This window comes from Mesorhizobium sp. (assembly GCF_024509055.1).
GTDB lineage: Bacteria > Pseudomonadota > Alphaproteobacteria > Rhizobiales > Rhizobiaceae > Mesorhizobium.
In genome coordinates this window covers 1-19,292 of sequence record NZ_JANINM010000412.1, presented here as the reverse complement: position 1 = coordinate 19,292, position 19,292 = coordinate 1, and the positions used below count along the sequence as shown (strand labels likewise).

Annotated in this window: 20 protein-coding genes and 1 pseudogene; 15 read left to right on the top strand and 6 right to left on the bottom strand. The window is 65.1% G+C overall.

The window, feature by feature from the left end; all coding sequences use genetic code 11:
• The 5 genes and pseudogenes from Q0L57_RS22130 to Q0L57_RS22110 form a co-directional block, all read left to right on the top strand.
• Positions 1-187 (top strand): annotated as a pseudogene (locus Q0L57_RS22130) (DNA repair protein RadA); the annotation flags it as partial.
• A gap of 30 nt (positions 188-217) precedes the next feature.
• Complete coding sequence (locus Q0L57_RS22125; protein WP_296745170.1) at positions 218-913, top strand: CvpA family protein; 696 nt, start codon at positions 218-220, stop codon at positions 911-913.
• A 110-nt stretch (positions 914-1,023) separates the two neighbouring features.
• On the top strand, positions 1,024-2,502 hold the full coding sequence (gene purF / locus Q0L57_RS22120) for an amidophosphoribosyltransferase (RefSeq protein ID WP_296745169.1): 1,479 nt from the start codon (positions 1,024-1,026) through the stop codon (positions 2,500-2,502).
• A 27-nt stretch (positions 2,503-2,529) separates the two neighbouring features.
• Entirely contained in the window at positions 2,530-3,273 is a 744-nt protein-coding gene (locus Q0L57_RS22115; RefSeq protein WP_296745168.1) for an SDR family NAD(P)-dependent oxidoreductase, read from the top strand.
• A 218-nt stretch (positions 3,274-3,491) separates the two neighbouring features.
• On the top strand, positions 3,492-3,713 hold the full coding sequence (locus Q0L57_RS22110; protein ID WP_296745167.1) for a hypothetical protein: 222 nt from the start codon (positions 3,492-3,494) through the stop codon (positions 3,711-3,713).
• A 6-nt stretch (positions 3,714-3,719) separates the two neighbouring features.
• Here Q0L57_RS22110 and Q0L57_RS22105 read toward each other — a convergent pair whose 3' ends face one another.
• Positions 3,720-4,226: an OsmC family protein gene (locus Q0L57_RS22105; protein WP_296745166.1), complete on the bottom strand. Its 507-nt coding sequence runs from the start codon at positions 4,224-4,226 to the stop codon at positions 3,720-3,722.
• Positions 4,227-4,431: 205 nt separating this feature from the next.
• On the opposite strand from Q0L57_RS22105, the gene Q0L57_RS22100 reads away from it, so the two are divergent.
• The 3 genes from Q0L57_RS22100 (at position 4,432) to Q0L57_RS22090 (ending at position 7,974) form a co-directional block, all read left to right on the top strand.
• A complete protein-coding gene (locus Q0L57_RS22100; protein WP_296745165.1) occupies positions 4,432-5,934 on the top strand; it encodes a peptidase S10 in 1,503 nt (500 codons plus the stop codon).
• 184 nt (positions 5,935-6,118) lie between these two features.
• A complete protein-coding gene (locus Q0L57_RS22095) occupies positions 6,119-7,006 on the top strand; it encodes a DMT family transporter (RefSeq protein ID WP_296745164.1) in 888 nt (295 codons plus the stop codon).
• 50 nt (positions 7,007-7,056) lie between these two features.
• Positions 7,057-7,974, top strand: a complete 918-nt coding sequence (locus Q0L57_RS22090) for a DMT family transporter (protein ID WP_296745163.1) — start codon at positions 7,057-7,059, stop codon at positions 7,972-7,974.
• A gap of 155 nt (positions 7,975-8,129) precedes the next feature.
• On the opposite strand, the gene Q0L57_RS22085 is transcribed toward Q0L57_RS22090, so the two are convergent.
• Complete coding sequence (locus Q0L57_RS22085) at positions 8,130-8,984, bottom strand: LysR substrate-binding domain-containing protein (protein WP_296745162.1); 855 nt, start codon at positions 8,982-8,984, stop codon at positions 8,130-8,132.
• Between the two features lie 113 nt (positions 8,985-9,097).
• On the opposite strand from Q0L57_RS22085, the gene Q0L57_RS22080 reads away from it, so the two are divergent.
• Together Q0L57_RS22080 and Q0L57_RS22075 are read left to right on the top strand one after the other, a co-directional pair.
• A complete protein-coding gene (locus Q0L57_RS22080) occupies positions 9,098-9,505 on the top strand; it encodes a 4-oxalocrotonate tautomerase family protein (RefSeq protein ID WP_296745161.1) in 408 nt (135 codons plus the stop codon).
• A gap of 116 nt (positions 9,506-9,621) precedes the next feature.
• Positions 9,622-11,844 (top strand): AMP-binding protein, encoded by a 2,223-nt coding sequence (locus Q0L57_RS22075; RefSeq protein WP_296745160.1) that lies wholly within the window; start codon positions 9,622-9,624, stop codon positions 11,842-11,844.
• Positions 11,845-11,848: 4 nt separating this feature from the next.
• Here the strand turns inward: Q0L57_RS22075 and pssA are convergent, their stop codons facing one another.
• Both pssA and Q0L57_RS22065 read right to left on the bottom strand, forming a co-directional pair.
• Entirely contained in the window at positions 11,849-12,592 is a 744-nt protein-coding gene (pssA, locus tag Q0L57_RS22070; protein WP_296745171.1) for a CDP-diacylglycerol--serine O-phosphatidyltransferase, read from the bottom strand.
• Between the two features lie 75 nt (positions 12,593-12,667).
• Complete coding sequence (locus Q0L57_RS22065) at positions 12,668-13,366, bottom strand: phosphatidylserine decarboxylase (protein WP_296745159.1); 699 nt, start codon at positions 13,364-13,366, stop codon at positions 12,668-12,670.
• A gap of 231 nt (positions 13,367-13,597) precedes the next feature.
• On the opposite strand from Q0L57_RS22065, the gene Q0L57_RS22060 reads away from it, so the two are divergent.
• A complete protein-coding gene (locus Q0L57_RS22060) occupies positions 13,598-14,491 on the top strand; it encodes an SMP-30/gluconolactonase/LRE family protein (protein ID WP_296745158.1) in 894 nt (297 codons plus the stop codon).
• Here the strand turns inward: Q0L57_RS22060 and Q0L57_RS22055 are convergent.
• A complete protein-coding gene (locus Q0L57_RS22055) occupies positions 14,470-14,811 on the bottom strand; it encodes an antibiotic biosynthesis monooxygenase (RefSeq protein WP_296745157.1) in 342 nt (113 codons plus the stop codon). The genes Q0L57_RS22060 and Q0L57_RS22055 overlap by 22 nt on opposite strands.
• 89 nt (positions 14,812-14,900) lie before the next feature.
• Between Q0L57_RS22055 and Q0L57_RS22050 the strand changes: the two genes are divergently transcribed.
• The 4 genes from Q0L57_RS22050 to Q0L57_RS22035 all read left to right on the top strand — a co-directional run bounded on the left by Q0L57_RS22050 (position 14,901) and on the right by Q0L57_RS22035 (position 18,266).
• Positions 14,901-15,794 carry a glycosyltransferase family 25 protein gene (locus Q0L57_RS22050; RefSeq protein ID WP_296745156.1) on the top strand — a complete coding sequence of 298 codons (894 nt, stop codon included), beginning with the start codon at positions 14,901-14,903 and terminating at the stop codon, positions 15,792-15,794.
• On the top strand, positions 15,791-16,558 hold the full coding sequence (locus tag Q0L57_RS22045) for a glycosyltransferase family 25 protein (protein WP_296745155.1): 768 nt from the start codon (positions 15,791-15,793) through the stop codon (positions 16,556-16,558). The genes Q0L57_RS22050 and Q0L57_RS22045 overlap by 4 nt, the downstream gene beginning before the upstream one ends.
• 6 nt (positions 16,559-16,564) lie before the next feature.
• The gene (locus Q0L57_RS22040) at positions 16,565-17,308 is read left to right on the top strand and encodes a glycosyltransferase family 25 protein (protein ID WP_296745154.1); all 744 of its coding nucleotides are present in this window, start codon (positions 16,565-16,567) and stop codon (positions 17,306-17,308) included.
• 175 nt (positions 17,309-17,483) lie between these two features.
• A complete protein-coding gene (locus Q0L57_RS22035; RefSeq protein ID WP_296745153.1) occupies positions 17,484-18,266 on the top strand; it encodes a glycosyltransferase family 25 protein in 783 nt (260 codons plus the stop codon).
• Here the strand turns inward: Q0L57_RS22035 and Q0L57_RS22030 are convergent.
• Positions 18,232-19,292 (bottom strand): ABC transporter ATP-binding protein/permease (locus Q0L57_RS22030; protein ID WP_296745152.1); only part of this gene is annotated, 1,061 nt, incomplete at its 5' end. The genes Q0L57_RS22035 and Q0L57_RS22030 overlap by 35 nt on opposite strands.

Below are 19,292 nucleotides of genomic sequence, written 5' to 3'. Positions count from 1 at the left end.
GCAGCAGCGCCTCAAAGAGGCCGAAAAGCTGGGTTTCGGTAGCGCGGTGTTGCCGTTGGGCAGCGAGGAAGTTACCGGTGGGATCGGGGCCGGCGCGTTCCAGCCAACCGAGCTTGCCGACCTCGTGGCGCGCATAGCCGGCTCACGGCGCGGCCGCGCCGACGAGGGGGAAGACGCGGCTCATTGAGTCCTAAAGACAGGAAGTGGGGCGAAAGACATGCCGATTACGCTGCTTGACGGAATTCTCGTCGGCTTCACCCTGGTTTCGGCAATGCTTGCCATGGTGCGCGGCTTCTCGCGCGAGGTGCTGTCGGTGGTTTCCTGGGCGGCAGCGGCGGCAGCGGCATTCCTCTTCTACAAGCCTGTCCTGCCCTACGTTCGGCCGTATATCGACAACGACAAGATCGCTATGGCGGCATCAGCCGGCGTCGTCTTCATCATCGCGCTGATCGTCGTGTCGGTCATCACGATGAAGCTTGCCGACTGGATCATCGATTCTCGCATCGGCGCGCTGGATCGCACGCTCGGCTTCCTCTACGGCGCTGCGCGCGGCATCCTGGTGGTGGCGGTGGCGCTGCTGTTCTTCAACTGGCTCGCCGGCGCCAAGGCGCCTGCTTGGATCGCCAACGCCAAGTCGCGGCCGCTGCTCGAGACCATCGGCGCCAAGCTCGAAAGCGTTCTGCCCGAAAACACCGAAGAGCTGGTCAACAAATACACGCATAAGGGCACGCCGCAGGCAGGCGCGCCGGCGACCACCGATCAGCCCGCGGCAGAGCCGCCGGCGACCGGCGACGACAATGCGCCCGCGCCTGACGACAGCGAAGGCAACGCGCCGGCCGACAACGAGACGGCCCCGGCGCCTGCCCCAACGCCGGCCAACCCGGCCCCCGCCACGCCGGCGCCGGCAAACTGATTGCGGACCGGCGACAGCCGGTCCGACGCATTTTGCGAATGCCGGAAAGGTGCGTTGCGTTCAGCGGACGATCGCCCTATATGGCGGTTTTAGCGGAGCTTGAGCCCCCAATGGCAGACTCAACGGCAGACGCAGGCAAGGTGCTTTCCGCCGAAGCCGACGACCATTTCCACGACGAATGCGGTGTGTTCGGCATTTTCGGCCGGCAGGACGCGGCGGCCATAGTCACGCTCGGCCTGCACGCCCTGCAGCACCGCGGCCAGGAAGCCGCCGGCATCGTCTCCTATGACGGCACCCAGTTCCACGTCGAACGCCATGTCGGCCTGATCGGCGACACCTTCACCAAGCAGAACGTCCTCGACCGCCTACCCGGCAACCGCGCTATCGGCCACACGCGCTACGCCACCACCGGCGGCGCCGGTCTGCGCAACATCCAGCCTTTCTTCGCCGAGCTTGCGGAAGGCGGCCTCGCCGTCGCCCACAACGGCAACCTCACCAATGCGCTGACCGTTCAGCGCGCACTGCAGAAACAGGGCTCGATCTTTTCCTCGACCTCCGACACCGAGACGCTGCTGCATCTGGTCGCGACCAGCAAGGAGCGCGACCTCAATTCGCGCTTCATCGAGGCGGTGCGCCAGGTCGAGGGCGCCTTCTCGCTGGTGGCGATGACGGCCAAGAAGATGATCGGCTGCCGCGATCCGCTGGGCATCCGCCCGCTGGTGCTCGGCGATCTCGACGGCGCCTGGATCCTCGCTTCCGAGACCTGCGCTCTCGACATCATCGGCGCCCGCTTCGTGCGCGACATCAAGCCCGGCGAGATGGTTGTGGTCACTTCGAAGGGCATCGAGAGCCTGTTCCCGTTCGAGCCGCAGAAGACCCGCTTCTGCATCTTCGAATATGTCTATTTCGCGCGACCGGATTCGACGGTCGAGGGCCGCAATGTCTATGACGTGCGCAAGCGCATCGGCGCGGAATTGGCGCAGGAAAATCCGGTCGAGGCCGACCTCGTGGTGCCTGTGCCGGATTCCGGCACGCCGGCCGCGATCGGCTTTTCCCAGGCAGCCGGCATACCCTTCGAGCTCGGCATCATCCGCAACCACTATGTCGGCCGCACCTTCATCCAGCCGGGCGATTCCATCCGCCACATGGGTGTGAAGCTCAAGCACAACGCCAACCGCCGCATCATTGAAGGCAAGCGTGTGGTGCTGGTCGACGATTCCATTGTGCGTGGCACCACCAGCCAGAAGATCGTGCAGATGGTGCGCGACGCCGGCGCCAAGGAAGTGCATATGCGCATCGCCTCACCGCCGACCAGCGCGTCGTGTTTCTACGGCGTCGACACGCCCGAGAAGTCGAAACTTCTGGCATCGCGCATGTCTGTCGAGGAGATGGCTGAGTTCATCCGCGTCGATTCGCTCGGCTTCCTGTCGATCGACGGGCTCTACCGCGCCGTCGGCGAGGTGCGCCGCGACAACGACCAGCCGCAATTCTGCGACGCCTGCTTCACCGGCCAGTACCCAACTCGCCTGCTCGACTTCGAAGGCCACGACAATGTGCGCACGCTGTCGCTGCTCGCGAGCGGCGCGTAAGCCACTCCACCTCACGGAAATCCCTGAATGACCCTCGACCTTTCCGGCCGCGTGGCGGTCGTCACCGGCGCCTCGCGTGGCATCGGCTATTTCATCGCCCGGGAACTGGCGGCGGCCGGCGCGCATGTGATCGCGGTGGCGCGCACCGTCGGCGGGCTGGAGGAGCTCGACGACCAGATCAAGGCCGATGGCCGCGGACAGGCAACGCTGGTGCCGCTCGACCTCGCCGACACGGCGGGCATCGACCGGTTGGGCGGTGCCATCCACGAGCGCTGGGGCAAGCTCGACATATTGGTGGCGAACGCCGGCGTGCTCGGCGTCATCTCGCCGATCGGCCATGTCGAGGCAAAGACCTTCGAGAAAGTGATGACCATCAACGTCACCTCGACCTGGCGGCTGATCCGCTCGGTCGACCCGCTGCTCAGGCTGTCGGATGCCGGCCGCGCGATCATCCTTTCCTCCAACGCCGCGCATTCGGCGCGCGCCTTCTGGGCGCCCTACGCAGCCTCCAAGGCCGCCGTCGAGACGATGATGCGCTCCTGGGCGCATGAGACCGAGAGCCTGCCGTTGCGCGTCAACGCCGCCGATCCGGGCGCCACCCGCACGGCGATGCGCGCCCAGGCCATGCCCGGCGAGGACCCCGAAACGCTGCCGCATCCCTCGGAAATCGCCCGGCGCATCGCGCCGCTGGCAAGTCCGGAGCTCAAGGAGACCGGCCTGATCTTCCAGGCCAAGCACAACCGTTTCGTCGCCTACCGGCAGCCGGAATAAGACCAGCGCCGCAAGGCGCGCCGCGCTGAAACCGATTCAACGGCCGTGCCTAATTCCTTGTTTTTGCGCGCACCTTTCACGGAAGCTTCCATAGGCGACCTCCGTTCACGGGTCTGTGAACGGCACGGGGGAAGCGTGTTCCGCTGCCCTGCTTTCGCCATCGGCGGGGAGTTGCTAGGATCGATCCGACTCCCAACAAACAAAGTGAGGACATTTCCATGGCTGCTCCCAGCGTAGCATTGGTCTGGTATCTTGTGATCGCCGGCCCGCAAGGCGGCATGGTGGTGCTGCCCAGCACCTTCGACACTCGCGAACAGTGCTCCAACGCCGTCACCGAATACCAGAAGCAGCCGACGCCGCAGGGCTGGGCTATACAGTGCGTGCCGAGCGCCTCACCCTTCACCGACGAAGGGGACGCGGAAACGCCATCGGCGCAGTAGCGGCGCTCAGCGTTCGGCGCTAACCGACAGCAGCGGCTTGTTGTTGATGGTCTGCAACACCACGCAGTAGCGTTCGGTGAGCTTCAGGAGCGAATCGATGCGCTCCTGCGGCTCATCCGTGTCGAGGGCGAATTTCAGCCTTATCTCGCGGAAGCCGACAGGCGCGTCCCTGGCGACGCCAAGCGTGCCGCGGAAATCGAGGTCGCCCTCGGCCTCGACGGTCGCGTTGCCGAGCCTGAATTCCAGCGCCGTGGCCACCGCCTTCAACGTGACGCCGGCGCAAGCCACCAGCGCCTCGAGCAGCATGTCACCCGAGCAAAGCTCGAGGCCCGAGCCTCCGGTCGCCGGGTGGAGACCCGCCACGGCGAGCGCCCGGCCCGTCTCCACCTTGCAGGCGATCGACTGGTCGTCGAGAGCGCCGCGCGCCCTGAGCGTGATGAGCGCCCGGCCAGCGTCCTCTCGATAGGCATCCTTCAGCGGCGCCTGCATGGCCTTGAGTGCGGTGGCGTCCATGGTAGAGGTTCCTTTCGATCAGTCTTCGTATCTAGATAGCACTGGACAAGGATGCCTGTGAAATCCTGGTTTCTCAGTCCGCCTGGAGATCGGCGAAAGGCGAGCGATCAGGTGATCTCTCGCCTTGCAGACGAGTTTGGCAGTTTGTCGCTTTGACTTCCACCGCCCCGGCCATACCTTTGCGGAAGTCGTTCCCGGAGGCCGCATGCTGTCCATTTTGAAACTCGCCCCGTTCATCCTCCTGTCACTCGCGACCTTTGCGCAGCCGGTCCTCGCCGAAACACCGGAACGACCCGCGCCAGCGGGCGGCGTGCTGTCGCTGCTGCCCCCGCCGCAGGTGACCACCCATTCGATCACGCTTGCCGGACGCAAGCTCGATTACCAGGCCAAGGCCGGCACGCTGTCGCTGCTTTCGGCCAAGGGCGAGGTGACGGCAGAGATCTTCTACACCGCCTACACGCTGCAGTCGGCGGGCGCCGCGAAGCAGCGGCCGATTACCTTCGTCTTCAACGGCGGCCCGGGGGCGGCCTCGGCCTATCTGCATCTGGGAGCGATCGGTCCGCGCATCGTTGCGACCAGTGCCAACGGCGAATTCCTGCCGCCGCCGCAAAAGCTCATCGACAATCCGGACAGCTGGCTCGACATGAGCGACCTCGTCTTCGTCGATCCGGTCGGCACCGGCTACAGCCGCGAAGCGCCAGGACAGGACACCAAGGCGTTCTGGGGCGTCGAGCAGGACGCCAGCTCGATCGGCGCGTTCATCCGGCTCTACCTGGCGCAGAACGGCCGCACCGGATCGCCGCTCTTCCTTGCCGGCGAAAGCTATGGCGGTTTTCGCGCCGCGCTGCTTGCGCGCACCCTGCAGGAAGACGTCGGCTTGAGTCCGAGCGGCATCGTGCTGATCTCGCCTGCGCTGGAGTTCATGCTGGTGCGGCCGGACCAGTTCGACCAGTTGCACTGGGCGCTCGAACTGCCCTCGCTGGCGGCGGCGCGGCTGAAGGCCGACGGCCTCACCGGCGAGGCGCTCAAGGAGAGGCTCGCCGAGGTCGAGCATTACGCGCTTGGCGACTATCTGACGGCGCTCAACGGCGGGCTGGAGCAGGGCGGCAAGCTGGCGAGCGGCCGCGTATCGGAGATCACCGGACTGCCGCTCGATCTTGTCCAGCGCAATTTTGCCCGAGTCCCGACCAGTCTTTTCGCTCGTGAGTTCCAGCGCGCCAGCGGCAAGGTGCTAAGCCCCTATGACGCGATGGTCGGCACCGCCGACATCGCGCCGGAAAGCCCCCGCATCGCCGGTCCCGATCCAATCCTGGACCGCAGCGTGCCTGTGCTGACATCCGCCTTCGTCGCCTACGCCCACGACGAACTGAACTATCGCACCGATGTCAGCTACCGGCTGCTCAACGGCGAGATCAGCCGCAACTGGGACTATGGCACCTCGGGCCAGGGCTATGCCGGCGTGATGAACGACCTGCAGCGGGCGCGCTCGCTCAACCCGGCGCTCGGGGTCGTGATCGTCAACGGCTTTACCGACCTCGTCACGCCCTATCTCGCCTCGCGCTACCTGGTGAACCAGCTGCCCTCGCTAGCGGACGCCACGCCCATCCGGCTCGACGTAGTCGAGGGCGGACACATGATGTATCTGAGGCCGGACGGCAGGCGCGCGCTGAAGGAGGCCGCCTCGGAGCTTTATCAGGCAACGCAGTGAGCGTCTGATCGTCGCGAGCGCCCCCTGCCCCAATGCAAGCGCTGCGCTGGAGTAGCGCCGCGCAGGTTTTCGCCCGTATAGGTAGCGTAGCGGATTCGACCGGGGCGAAGCCGCATTCAATTCTCTTTTTTTAGTTCCGGACGGAAGCGCTGTCCTGGAATTGCCGTGGAGCAGGCCGAGCCGCATGGCCGATGTCGTCGTCCTCGAAAGCCGTGAAAAGGTGCTGGGCGGCATCCTGATCACTGCTGCCGCCTACTTCCTGTTCTCGACCCAGGACGCCTCGATCAAGCTGCTCGTCGCGGGGATGACGGTCTGGCAGATCATGTTCTTCCGCTCGATCACCGTCCTTGCCGCCTGCGGCCTGATCGGCGGCCGGAAACTGTTCGCCGACACCGTAAGCTCGCCCATAGTCGGGCCAATGCTGGTGCGCAGCGCCTTCACGCTCGCGGCCTGGCTCTGCTATTACAACGCCGCCCGCTCGCTCCAACTCGCCGAGCTCACCACCATCTATTACGCCGCGCCGATCATCGTCACCGTGCTCTCGGTGGTGATGCTGGGCGAGACGGTGCCTATCGTGCGCTGGCTCGCGGTGTTCATCGGCTTCGCGGGCGTATTCGTCGCCTGCGATCCGACGCGTCTCGGTCTCTCGCTGCCGGTGCTGCTGGTGCTCGCCGCGGCCGTTCTATGGGCAGTTGCCGTCGTGCTGCTGCGCAAGACGGCGATGCAGGAGCGGACCATGATCCAGCTGGTGCTCAACAATTTCTACTTCATGCTGTTTTCGGCGATCCCGGCACTGGTCTGGTGGCACATGCCCAATGGCCTGGAACTGATGCTGCTCATCAGTGTCGGCGCACTCGGCGGCGTGGCGCAATACATGCTGTTCGCGGGCATGAAGCGCGCGCCGGTGTCGATCGTGGCGCCCCTCGAATACACGTCGCTGATATGGGCGTTCGCGCTGGGTTACGCTATCTGGGGCGACGTGCCGCGCAGCGAGGTTTTCATCGGCGCCGCGATCATTATCGGCGCCGGTCTCCTGATCGTCGGCAATGAGCATTTCCGCAAAAGGGACTAAGCTCCACTCATGACAGAAGGCTGTCAGCAGAAACGGCGTAGTCTGACACCATGACCGACGCGCTCGACATGACCGAGAAGCCTGCCGCCTTCAAAGCCGACGACACGGCCGAGCGCACGCTGGGCATCATCCTGGTTTCGGCCTCGGCGGTCGCCTTTGCGCTCACCGGCGTGCTGACCAAGTCGATCCATGCCGATCCGCTGACCATCACCTGCTGGCGGGGCTTCTTCGGCTCGATCCTGATCACGCTCTATGTGCTGTGGCGCCGGCGGCGTTCGGGCGGGAAGGAAAGCCTGCGGCTCGGCTGGCGGGGCTGGCTGCTCGCGGTCGAGGGCGCCGCCGCCAGCATCGCCTTCATCTCGGCCTTCAAATTCACCTATGTCGCCAATGTGGCGGTGATCTACGCAACCTCGCCCTTCATCGCGGCGCTGCTCGCCTTCCTGCTGGTGCGCGAAAAATTCCGCACGCAGATCATGGTTGCCGCGGCCGTATCGCTCTGTGGCGTCGCCATCATGGTAGGCGCCGGGCTCGGCACCGGCCATCTCTTCGGCGACGGGCTGGCGCTTTTGATGACCACGGGCAGCGCTCTCTACATGATCATGGTGCGCGCCTTCCGCGACGAGCCGGTGGTGTGGGCCGGAGCGGTGTCGGCCTTCCTGCTCTTCGTGCTTGGCTGGTTCGTCACCGATCCGCTGGCGGTCTCGGCGCGGGACGTGGTGCTGCTGGCAGCCTTCGGCTGTTCCTTCGCGCTGGCCTCGATCCTGTGGACGGAAGGCTCGCGGCTGATCCCGTCCGCCGAGGCCGGGCTGCTCGGCTCTGCCGAGGTGCCCTTCGCCATCCTGTTCGCCCTGCTGTTTCTCGCCGAGGTCCCGCCAATGGCCAGCATCATCGGCGGCGCGATCGTGCTTTGCGCGGTGTTCGCCCATGCCGGACGGGACTGGGTGAAAGCGCAATCGGCGGGTGCATGATTTTTTTCCGGGCCAAGGAACCTTCGTCGGGCTCAGGCATTGTTAAGTCGACGGGTCACCCCCCAAGTCCCCCCAAACCCCTCGACCCGTCCGACTTGAAGCCGACCTTCAAAAAGGTCGGCTTTTTCTTTGCGAGTCCAAGATTGCGCGTTCGGTCAAGAAGGCATTGCCAGGCCGCCGCCGAGCAATTGCGCCAGATCCCGCGCGGGCCGCCCGGCCTCGCGGCCAAGCCGGACTGCAAAGTCGGCAACCGGGACCGGCGGCAGGCGAAACCCGTCCGGTGCCTCCACGATGCCGGAATGGGCAAAGCGCCTTGTGCGAAGCGTCAGCGCAATCCCCGCATCGACCGCCGTGCGCAGGCCGGCGAGGCTGGCGCTGCCGGCGGCGATGCGGTAGCGGCGGCCAGCGGCATCGAGCGCGGCGAGCGCCGCCACCCGGAAGCCGCAATAGGGATCGAGCAGCGCCAGCGGCACTTCCTCTTCCCGCGCCGCCAGCCCTTTTTGCGAGCAGAGCCACAGCATCGGCTCGCTGATCAGCGAGACTTCGTCGGCCGTGGGCGCTTGGCGCATGGTGATCGCGATGTCCAGCTGGCCCGCCTGCAACGCCTGCCCCAGCTCCAGCGAGCGCCCGACGCGCAGTTCTATTCGCACGCGCGGATGGCTGGCGGCAAAGGCCCGCAACAGGTCCGGCAGGCCGTGGTCGGCGAAATCCTGCGTCGTGCCGATGGCGACGCGGCCGCCGGCCCGCGCGCCCTTCAACGCCAGCCAGGCCTCGGCGTGGACGGCAAGGATACGCCTGGCATGGCCGACAAGGTCTTCGCCAGCCGGCGTCAGGCCACGCCCCCTGCCCTGGGGAGCAAGCAGCGGCTCTCCGACAATCTCCTCCAGCCGCTGCATCTGCGCGGTCACCGCGGACGGCGAACGGCCGACGGCGGAGGCGGCCCTGGCCAGCGAGCCGCCATCGACGAAAGCGAGGAAGGTTCTGAGCAGATCGGGATCGAGCGTTTCCATAATTCGATAATATCGAATCATTTATCAAAAACAATTCGATTTTCTTGATGTTCAGATAGGGGCATAGTCCTTCCACCGACGGCACGAGGCCGCCGAACAGAAGGAGAGAAAAAATGCCGATCATCAATGTCAGCGTCACCGGCAAGCCGGACGCCAGGCTTTCCGCCGAGATCGCCAGGGAAGTAACCGAAATCACCGCCACGCAGTTGCGCAAGGACCCGACCGTCACCGCCGTCGCGGTCAACTATGTCGGTCCGCAGCACTGGTTCGCCGGCGGCAAGTCGCTTGCCGAGCATGGGACCAGCACGTTCTGGCTGGACATCAAGGTCGTCGACGGCACGAATACAAAGTTGGAGCTCGAAGCCTATCTCAAGGCGGTCTTCGACGCCTTCGGCCGCCTGCTCGGCGGCGTGCATGAGGAAAGCTACGCCTTCGTGCACGAGGTGCCGGCGGCGGCTTACGGCTATGGCGGCAAGTCGCAGGAATTCCGCTTCATAAGCGGGAGGCTGAAGGCGGCGTGAAGCCGCCGCCTTTATCTCCCCCTCCCATCCATTGACCTTGTGCTCACTTCCGCTACCCTCTTCAGCGAAGCGGCCGCTGAAGAGCCGCGTCCTGGAGGACGTTGGGAGAGAGCGGCATGATCCTGGCGCTGGCGCTGCTTGCAGGCCTTGTCTTTGCCTGGCTGTTGATCGGCGTGATCGAGACGGTGCGGCTCGACCTGCGCTTCACGCAGGCGCTACTCTACGTGCCGTTCAAACTCGCCTATCGAATCGCCGACGAGCGGATACGCATCGCGCGCAGCGCGCAGACGCCGGTCATCTACGTCATCTCGCACCAGTCGCGCCTCGAGCCGGCGCTGATGCTGTCGCTGCTCCCCGACGACACGCTGCACATCCTCGACGAGGAATCGGCCCGCTCCCCCTGGCTGGAGCCCTGGCGTGAGCTTGCCCGCACCATCGCCTTCAACGCCGAGCATGTCTTCGTCAGCCGCCGCCTGGTGCGCGTGCTGAAGGGCAAGGGCCGGCTTGCAGTCTATCTGCCGGATGCGGTCGAGCCCGACCTCAAGTCGTTCCGGCTGTTTCGCGCCATCACCCGCATCGCCATGCAGGCGGATGCGCGCATCGTGCCGATCTTCGTCGCCGGCGCCCGCGACCTGCCGATGTCGCTGACGCCAAAGGACAAGGCGCCGCGCCACTGGTTCCGGCATCTTTCGCTCAGCGTGCTGGAGCCCATGACGATCGCCGAGCTGGTGGCGCGCAACTCCGACATGGCCTCCAACACCAATGCGCTGTTCGACCGCTTCGCCGAAGCGCGGCTCTATGGCGCCAAGCTCGACCGCGGCCTCTTCCTCGCCATGCGCGATGCCGCGGACCGTATCGGCGCCTCGCGGCCCATCATCGAGGACGTCATTTCCGGCTCGCTCTCCTATCGCAGGATGTTCATCGGCGCGCGCGTGCTCGGCCACCGCTTCGAGGCGGTGACGGCGCCGGGTGAAGCGGTGGGCCTGCTGCTGCCCAACGCCAACGGCGTGGTGCTTTCCTTCGTCGGCCTGATCTCGGCCGGGCGCGTCGCGGCCATGATCAACTACACCGCCGGCCCCGCGAGCGTGACCGCTGCGATACGCACCGCCGTTATCAGAACGGTCGTTTCGTCCCGCGCCTTCATCGAGAAGGCAGGGATCGACGACATCGTCGCCGCCGTCGAGGCGGGCGGCGCTAAGATGCTGTGGCTGGAGGATGCCCGTGCCAGCGTGACGACGCTGGACAAGGTCGCGGCCGCATTGCTGTGGCGCTTGCCGCTGCAGCGGCAGGACGCAGCCAAGCCGGCGGTGATCCTGTTCACCTCGGGCTCGGAAGGCACGCCGAAGGCGGTGGTGCTGTCGCACCGCAACCTGCTCGCCAATGTCATGCAGGCGGAGGCGCGCATCTCCGTTTCGCCCGCGGACATCCTGCTCAACGTGCTGCCCGCATTCCACTCCTTCGGGCTGACGGGCGGCACAATCCTGCCGCTGGTGCTGGGGATAAAGCTGTTCCTCTACCCCTCGCCGCTGCACTACAAGATCATCCCGGAGATCGCGCGCAAGGTGAAGCCGACCGTGATGTTCGGCACCGACACTTTCCTTGCCAACTATGCCCGCACCGCCAAGGACGGCGACTTTTCCAGCCTGCGCTTCGTGGTGGCCGGGGCCGAAGCGGTGAAGCCCGAGACGCGGCGCGTCTACCGCGACCGCTTCCAGGCGTCGATCATCGAAGGCTTCGGGCTGACCGAGGCCGCGCCCGTGGTGGCGGTTAACACCGCCATCCATGGCCGCGACGGGACCGTGGGGCGACCGCTGCCGGCGATCCGCATGAAGCTCGAGCCGGTCGAAGGCATCGCCGACGCCGGGCGGCTGTGGCTCGACGGCCCGAACATGATGATGGGCTACATGACCGCCGACCGGCCGGGCGAATTGCAGCCGCTCGAAGGCTGGCACGATACCGGCGACATCGTCTCGGTCGACCGCGACGGCTTCATCACCATCCGTGGGCGGGCAAAACGCTTCGCCAAGATCGCCGGCGAGATGGTGTCGCTCGGCGCGGTCGAGATGCTGGTGCAGTCGCTCTGGCCGGAGGAGCGCCACGCGGCGGTGGCCGTGCCCGACAAGCGTCGCGGCGAGCGCATCGTGCTGGTCACCACCTCCGGGAGCGCCAACCCGGAGGAGTTGCGCCAGTTTGGCAAGAAGGCGGGCGCTGCCGAACTGATGGTGCCCAACGACATCGTCAAGGTGGACGAGATCCCGGTGCTGGGTTCGGGCAAGACCGACTACATCTCGGCGCGCAAGCTGGCGATCGACCGCCTGGGGCTGGGCGTGGCGGCGTAATCTCCTACCCGATATCCGAAGGCGGCACCTTCTCGCCCTCCAGCCGCGCGCGCTTCGAATAGGCGCGCACGGAAAACGGCAGGTAAAGCAGGTATCCGGCGACCGAAGCCGTCAGCGTGTACCACGGATAGGCCATCAGAAGCAGGATGTAGAGCACAACGCCGAGTATGACCGGCAGCACCTTGTCGCCAGGCACCTTGATGCTCTTTCCCGAATAGACCGGCAGCCGGCTGACCAGCAGGAAAGCAATCAGCACGGTGAAGGCGCTCGCGACGAAGGCCGCGGTTCGCGTCGGCTCCAGCCCGAGCCGCAGGAAATAGAGATAGAGCGGCAGCATGACCAGCACCGCGCCGGCAGGCGCCGGCACGCCGACGAAATACTCGGTCTGCCACGCCGGTTGGTCATTGTCTTCCGCCAGCACGTTGAAGCGGGCAAGCCGCATGCCGCAGGCGATGGTGAACAGAAGCGCGGCGATCCAGCCCGGCGAGCCGGCGCGGTCGAGCAGGAAGGCGTAAAGGACAAGCGCGGGGGCGACGCCGAAATTGACGATATCGGCCAGCGAATCCATCTGCGCGCCGAACTTCGAGGTCGCCTTCAGCATGCGTGCAAGGCGCCCGTCTATGCCGTCGAGGAAAGCGGCAAGCAGCACCATGACGACCGCCGGCTCGAAGCGGTTCTCGAAGGCGAAGCGGATGCCGGACAGGCCGGCGCAAATGGCAAGCACGGTGACCAGATTGGGCAGCACCATGCGCATCGGGATCTCGCGGATGCGCGGACCGCCGCTGGCGTGGGCCTCGAACTTCTTGAAGGGCGCGCCCACCGTTCAGGAAATCCTGACCAAAGGCGCCACCGCCGCGCCGCCGAACTCCGCGAGCACCGTTTCGCCACCCACCGCCGTCTGCCCGACGGCGACGCGCGGCACGGCGTTCGACGGCAGGAAAACATCGACGCGCGAGCCGAAGCGGATCAGCCCGAAACGCTCGCCGATGGCGATCGTGCCGCCGGTCTCGGCCCAGCAGACGATGCGCCGCGCGACCAGGCCGGCGATCTGCACGGCGGCGATGGTGCCGTTGGGGCTGTCGATGACCAGTCCGTTGCGCTCGTTCTCCGAACTCGCCTTGTCGAGCTCGGCGTTGAGGAACTTGCCGGGACGATGCTCGATCCGCTTGATCCTGCCGCGCACGGGAGCGCGATTGATGTGGCAGGAAAAGACATTCATGAACACCGAGATGCGGGTCATCTCGGTTGCGCCCAGACCAAGCTCGCTCGGCGGCACGGCCGGGCCGACCGCCGAAATCACCCCGTCCGCCGGGCTCACCACCAGCCTGTCGTCGACTGGGGTGACGCGCTCGGGATCTCGGTAGAAATAGATGCACCAGGCTGTAAGGATGAGCCCGATCCAGAACAGGACCGAGGAGAAATAGCCAAGAACGAGCGTTGCCGCGCCGAAGACAGCGATGAAGGGATAGCCCTCGCGATGGATCGGAACGAACGTATTCTTGACCGAGTCGAGAAGGCTCATCGGGCTGGGGCGGTCCCTGTTTCAGGTCCGGCCTCAATAGCCGAAAGCCCCCCTCCCCGCAACGCAACAATGGGAGATCGAAACAGGCGGCTCCATGGCTCGTCCAGCGGGATAGAGGGCATCGGAGCAGCCAAGGCAAACGAGATGAGATGACGATTGTTGCGCGCTCGCTGTCGGAAAGCGGTTTCCTCGTACGTCCTTGGGCAAAGCCACGCGCAGGGAGCCAAGCCGATGCCATCGCCGAAATCCGCCACGCGGAATGCCAGGATCATCACCGAAGGGCTCGCTTTCGGCGAGTCGCCGCGCTGGCATGACGGTCGGCTCTGGCTATGCAACTGGGGCACAGGAGAGATCGTCGCGATCGACGAGACAGGCCGCCGCAACGTGATGCTCACCGTGCCGGCCGTGCTGCCCTACTCGATCGATTGGCTGCCTGACGGACGGCTGCTGGTGGTTTCCGGCCGTGAAGGCCTTTTGCTAAGGCAGGAAAGCGGCGGGACGCTCGCCACCCATGCCGATCTCAGGCAATTGTCGAAGAGCCCGTGGAACGAGATCGTCGTCGACGGACGCGGCAACATCTACGTCAACGGCGGCGGCCCGGCGCCAGCGCCCGGCGAGCAATTCGGCCCGGGCTCGATCGTGCTGATCACATCGAATGGCGCGGTGCGCCAGGTCGCCGGGAACATCGCTTTCGCCAACGGCATGGCGGTGATGCCGGACAACAAGACGCTGATCGTCGCGGAATCGCATGCCAGGCGGCTGACCGCCTTTGACATCGCGGCCGACGGCTCCCTCGCCAACCGCCGCATCTGGGCCGATCTGGGCGACGACTATCCCGACGGCATCTCCCTCGATGCCGAAGGCTGCGTCTGGTATGCCGACGTGCCCAACCGGCACTGCGTCAGGGTGCGCGAAGGCGGCCCAAAAATCGACAAGGTCGAGGTCGATCGCGGCTGCTTTGCCTGCATGCTGGGCGGCGCCGACGGCAGGACGCTGTTCATCGCCGCCGCGGAATGGCGCGGCTTCGAGCACATGGTGAGCGACGCCCGCACCGGCCAGGTGCTGAGCGTCGCCGTTCCCGCGCCGGGCGCGGGATGGCCGTCCTACAACTCCGGTACACGCTGATAGTTGGCGATATCGGCCTTGACGCCAAGGCGGGCGATCGTTTCCTGGGGGTTGAAGGCGACGTGCTCATGCGCGGCCTTGACGATCGGCACCACCTTGTCGACCGCCGCCTGGCTTTCCCATTCGACGACCGTGACGATGTTGAACTCGCCGGGGCCAGAAAACTGCTCGAGCAGGAAATCCTGCACGAAGCCCTGCTGCTGGCGCAGCAGTTCGTGCGTCATCCTGACCTTGCCGAGGATCTCCTCGCGCGCCTGCGCCGGGACGACGAACTTATCCACCCTGAATACACTGCCATCACGCCGATTTGTGTTGCTCATTTCATTTATCTCCATACTGGATCGATCGCTTCCCAGGGGCTCGGGGACGGTTTGCAATCTCAACCTAAGTTGAGGTCAAGCGAAAAGTCATGCCCCGACGTCAGCTTTTTCCCATCACAGCTCGGCATCAGCGCACTTGCCCCGCAAGTAGCGCCGATGTAATCAGTGGCATGTTTCCATCCGACCAGGTTTTCATTCGGGTCTGTCATGTCAAAAAAGGCTATGAGGACCGCGAAAGGCATATTAGAGAAGAATTTAGTAAGCGGGGCGTCCCGGTAAATTTCTTCCTCGACTGGGATGTCGCTGACGTTACGGAAGAAGCTAAAGCATCTTTCACTGCGTCGAATCGATTGCGGGCATCGGAAATATCACTCGGCCTGAAGCATATCGGCGTCTGGCGCGAATTCCTGAAAACGGACCTTCCATACTGCCTGGTGTTCGAGGATGACGTTTTCCTGGCCAAGAATTTCGTCAGGAAACTCAATGAGTGCCTGGCCGAAATTGGCAACCCCGACCGCCGCGCCGCGGTCTATCTCGGCAATGGCTGCAACTATTATGTGGCGGGCTGGAAGCTGCGTAGGGGCCAGCAGCTTTATCCTGCCTCGCATGCGCGCTGCGCGGATTCCTATCTGATCACCCGCCCCGTCGCCGAGGCGCGGCTTGCGTGGATCGACAAGCACAAGGTGTCGCTGCCGATCGATCACCAGATCGAATTCATCGACGAGCAGCTCGGCATCGAAATGCTCTGGTTCGAGCGACCGATCGTCGAACAGGGAAGCCAGAACGGGGCTTTCCAGAGCTCGGTCGCGGGACGTCGACACCTGCTGCGGTTCAAACAGATCGACTGGTTCCTGGTGAAGCATTGGCGGCGTTTCTTCGGCCACAGCTCGCGGCGCAAGCAGCAGGCGAAGTCCGGTGAGGTCCTGAGGTTGGCCCCGGAGACCGGAAAGATCGGCGGCGCAAAGCTGTCGGGAGAGAAATGATGAGATGTCTCGTCATCAACCTCGACCGGTCGGCGGACCGGCTCGCCCATATGGCGGAGCAGTTTGCCAGGATCGGCGTGGCTTTCGAGAGGGTCCAGGGGATAGAGACGCCCGACGCAACCCCGGTGATGCTGCAGCGGCTTACCCGCGCCGAAATCTGCTGCTTCCTCAGCCATCGCCGCTGCTGGCAGATCATCGCCGACGGTACGGACCGATATGGCGCGATCTTTGAGGACGACATCTTGTTCAGCCACGACGCCGGGCCACTTCTGGCGGATGATGGCTGGGTGCCTCGCGACGCCGATCTGATGAAGCTTGAAACGTATTTCGTGCCAGTGCGACTGGGACGCAGGCAAACGCCGATCGGCAATGGGTATTCGACGGTTCGGCTGGTCGGGCAGCATGTCGGGGCGGCCGGCTATGTCGTCTCGAGGGAGGCGGCCCGGACCCTGCTCAAGCGCACGAAGCGCATCAACGGCGCGGTCGACGACGCATTGTTTTCACCGACCCTGATGACATGCGCCCGCAGCACGATCTACCAGCTGATGCCGGCGCTGTGCGCGCAGGCCAAGTTCCTCGGCGGCGACACCCCCGAGACCCTGATCCAGTTCGATGTTCCGGAACGGCAATGGCAATTTCTGGAAAAGCTTCGCACGGAGGCATCGCGCGGCTATGCGCATCTGCGCAACGGAACATTCTTCGGAACGGACAAGGTCGACGCCGTGGCGTTTCGCGGGGATTCAGCCGTTTCCGCTGGCAGGTAAGAGGCGATGAGAAGCCTGGTCATCAACCTCGACCGGTCGGTCGACCGGCTGGCGCATGTCACCCAGCAATTCGCAAGGGTCGGCGTCGATTTCGAGCGTGTCGTTGGGGTGGACGCGGCGAACGGAAGCCCTGTCTCGGCACCCCCGCTCACCACGACGGAAGTCTGCTGCTTCCTCAGCCATCGCCTGTGCTGGCGGATGATCGCCGACGGCGGCGACAGTCACGGCGCGGTCTTCGAGGACGATATCGTCTTTGCCCCTGACGCCGGGCCGCTGCTGACCGACGCCGGCTGGATCCCGCGCGATGCCGATGTGGTCAAGCTGGAAACATTCTTCGTGCCGGTGCGCTTGGGGCGTCGACGCATGGACGTCGGTAACGGCTACTCGCTCGTCCGGCTGGTCGGGCAACATGTCGGCGCCGCCGGCTATATCCTCTCCAGGCAGGCCGCGCAGACGCTGCTTCGGCGCACGACGCATCTCAAGGCAGCTGTCGACAACGTGCTGTTCAGCCCCACGACGACGACATGCTCGCGCAGCACCATCTACCAGGTGACGCCGGCTCCATGCGTGCAGGCGCATCGGCTTTCCGACGATAATCTCCTGGCGAGCCTTCAACCCGGCCCGTCGGAATCGCGCAAAAGCTTCGTCGACAGGATTGGCGCCGAGGCATCGCGCACCCTCGCCCATTTCCGCAACGGCACCCTGTTCGGCACCGACAAGGTCGATGCGGTGGAGTTCCGCCGAGCCTGAACCGGCTTGCAGCATCTGAGCGGTACAGCGTCTTCGCGCGGCAAGCCAACGCTCTAACCTTCTGTTTTTGCGCAACTCCTTTGCGGAGCCCTCGCACACGTTTCGTTGAGTTGCTCCCGCGGACGCTTGCGAAGCAAATGGCAAAGGGGCAAGTTATCGCCCGGATCCCGGGGGAATGGGGATGAAATGCCTGGTGATCAATCTCGACCGGTCGGTTGACCGGCTGGCGCATGTCACCGGGCAATTCGCCAGGATCGGCATCGGTTTCGAGCGGGTAGCCGCGGTGGATGCGGCGAATGGCAGCCCGGTTTCGGCGCCGCGGATGAGCGCGCCCGAAATATGCTGCTTTCTCAGCCATCGCCTCTGCTGGCAGATCGTCGCGGATGGCAGCGAACGCTACGTCGCCATCTTCGAGGACGACGTCGCCTTCGCCGCCGATGCCGGGCCGCTTCTGTCCGGCGACGGCTGGGTGCCTGCCGATGCCGACCTGGTCAAGCTCGAGACATTCTTCGTCAAGGTCAGGCTGGGGCGCAGGCGCTTGCCGGCAGGTGGTGGATACTCGCTCCTCCCGCTCGCCGGGCGACATGTCGGCTCGGCCGGCTATGTCCTCTCCAGGGCGGCGGCGCAAAAGCTGCTCAAGCGCACCGAGCGCCTCAAAGCGGCAGTCGACGAAACGCTGTTCTGCCCGACCAGGATGACATGCTCGCGCAGCACTGTTTACCAGCTGGTACCGGCGCTTTGCGTCCAGACCCAGTTCCTGCTCGGCGACGGCACGCCAAGCCTTGTCCAGATCGAACCGCCGGAGCGGCAAAAGCGCCTTCTCCACAAGATCGGCGGCGAGGCGTGGCGCGCCTTCGCCCATCTTCGCAACGGGACCTTGTTTCAAACCGACAAGGTCGAGGCGGTGGCGTTCCGGGACGCGGCTACGATACTTCCGAGGTTCGCCTGCGCACGATGACGCCGAGCTCGTCGCTCTCGCGGGCGATGCGCAGCCGCTCCTCGGCCTCGGTCGCCTCGCGCTGACGGTCCCACATCGAGGCGTAGAGGCCTCGCTTGCCCAGCAGCGCGGCATGGGTGCCGCGCTCGGCGATCTGGCCGTCCTTGAGCACGATGATTTCGTCGGCCGAGATCACCGTCGACAGCCGGTGGGCAATGACAAGCGTCGTGCGGCCCTTGCTGACGAGGTCGAGCGCCGCCTGGATCTCCTGCTCGGTCTGCGTGTCCAGCGCCGATGTGGCCTCGTCCAGCATCAGGATGGGAGGCGCCTTGAGGATGGTGCGAGCGATCGCCACGCGCTGTTTCTCGCCGCCCGAAAGCTTCAGGCCGCGCTCGCCGACCATCGACTTGTAGCCGTCGGGCAGCTTCTCGATGAACGGTCCGATCTGCGCGAGTTCGGCGGCCTTGCGCACCTCTTCCTCGCCGGCGCTGACGCGGCCATAGCGGATGTTGTAGGCGATGGTGTCGTTGAACAGCACCGTGTCCTGCGGCACCATGCCGAGCACGGCGCGCAGGCTTTCCTGCGTGACGTCGCGGATGTCCTGGCCGTCGACCAGCACCTGGCCGCGCTGCACGTCGTAGAAGCGGAACAGCAGCCTGGAGATGGTGGATTTGCCGGCGCCCGAGGGGCCGACGATGGCCACCGTCTTGCCAGCCGGCACCTCGAAGGAGACGCCTTTCAAGATCTTGCGGTTCGGGTCGTAGGAGAAATGCACGTCGCGGAACTCGACCTTGCCGGGGCCGACCTTCAAGGGCTTGGCGTCCGGCTTGTCGACGATCTCTTGGGGCACGTCGAGCAGGTCGAACATGTGCTCGATATCGGTCAGGCCCTGGCGGATTTCACGATAGATGAAGCCGATGAAGTTGAGCGGCACCGAAAGCTGCACCAGCATGGCATTGATGAAGACGAAATCGCCGACGCTCTGGGTGCCGGCCTGCACCTCCAGCGCCGACATGCACATGACGATGACGGTGCCGAGGCCGAAGA

Excerpts from the sequence above, each read along its gene's own strand:
- Q0L57_RS22090 (WP_296745163.1), top strand. The coding sequence starts at position 7,057 with ATGACCGACGCGCTCGACATGACCGAGAAGCCTGCCGCCTTCAAAGCC.
- Q0L57_RS22115 (WP_296745168.1), top strand. The coding sequence starts at position 2,530 with ATGACCCTCGACCTTTCCGGCCGCGTGGCGGTCGTCACCGGCGCCTCG.
- Q0L57_RS22125 (WP_296745170.1), top strand. The coding sequence starts at position 218 with ATGCCGATTACGCTGCTTGACGGAATTCTCGTCGGCTTCACCCTGGTT.
- Q0L57_RS22065 (WP_296745159.1), bottom strand. The coding sequence starts at position 13,366 with ATGAGCCTTCTCGACTCGGTCAAGAATACGTTCGTTCCGATCCATCGC.
- Q0L57_RS22105 (WP_296745166.1), bottom strand. The coding sequence starts at position 4,226 with ATGGACGCCACCGCACTCAAGGCCATGCAGGCGCCGCTGAAGGATGCC.
- Q0L57_RS22050 (WP_296745156.1), top strand. The coding sequence starts at position 14,901 with ATGCCCCGACGTCAGCTTTTTCCCATCACAGCTCGGCATCAGCGCACT.
- Q0L57_RS22100 (WP_296745165.1), top strand. The coding sequence starts at position 4,432 with ATGCTGTCCATTTTGAAACTCGCCCCGTTCATCCTCCTGTCACTCGCG.
- Q0L57_RS22045 (WP_296745155.1), top strand. The coding sequence starts at position 15,791 with ATGATGAGATGTCTCGTCATCAACCTCGACCGGTCGGCGGACCGGCTC.
- Q0L57_RS22095 (WP_296745164.1), top strand. The coding sequence starts at position 6,119 with ATGGCCGATGTCGTCGTCCTCGAAAGCCGTGAAAAGGTGCTGGGCGGC.
- pssA (WP_296745171.1), bottom strand. The coding sequence starts at position 12,592 with ATGGTGCTGCCCAATCTGGTCACCGTGCTTGCCATTTGCGCCGGCCTG.
- Q0L57_RS22075 (WP_296745160.1), top strand. The coding sequence starts at position 9,622 with ATGATCCTGGCGCTGGCGCTGCTTGCAGGCCTTGTCTTTGCCTGGCTG.
- Q0L57_RS22055 (WP_296745157.1), bottom strand. The coding sequence starts at position 14,811 with ATGAGCAACACAAATCGGCGTGATGGCAGTGTATTCAGGGTGGATAAG.
- purF (WP_296745169.1), top strand. The coding sequence starts at position 1,024 with ATGGCAGACTCAACGGCAGACGCAGGCAAGGTGCTTTCCGCCGAAGCC.
- Q0L57_RS22110 (WP_296745167.1), top strand. The coding sequence starts at position 3,492 with ATGGCTGCTCCCAGCGTAGCATTGGTCTGGTATCTTGTGATCGCCGGC.
- Q0L57_RS22085 (WP_296745162.1), bottom strand. The coding sequence starts at position 8,984 with ATGGAAACGCTCGATCCCGATCTGCTCAGAACCTTCCTCGCTTTCGTC.
- Q0L57_RS22040 (WP_296745154.1), top strand. The coding sequence starts at position 16,565 with ATGAGAAGCCTGGTCATCAACCTCGACCGGTCGGTCGACCGGCTGGCG.
- Q0L57_RS22035 (WP_296745153.1), top strand. The coding sequence starts at position 17,484 with ATGGGGATGAAATGCCTGGTGATCAATCTCGACCGGTCGGTTGACCGG.
- Q0L57_RS22060 (WP_296745158.1), top strand. The coding sequence starts at position 13,598 with ATGCCATCGCCGAAATCCGCCACGCGGAATGCCAGGATCATCACCGAA.
- Q0L57_RS22080 (WP_296745161.1), top strand. The coding sequence starts at position 9,098 with ATGCCGATCATCAATGTCAGCGTCACCGGCAAGCCGGACGCCAGGCTT.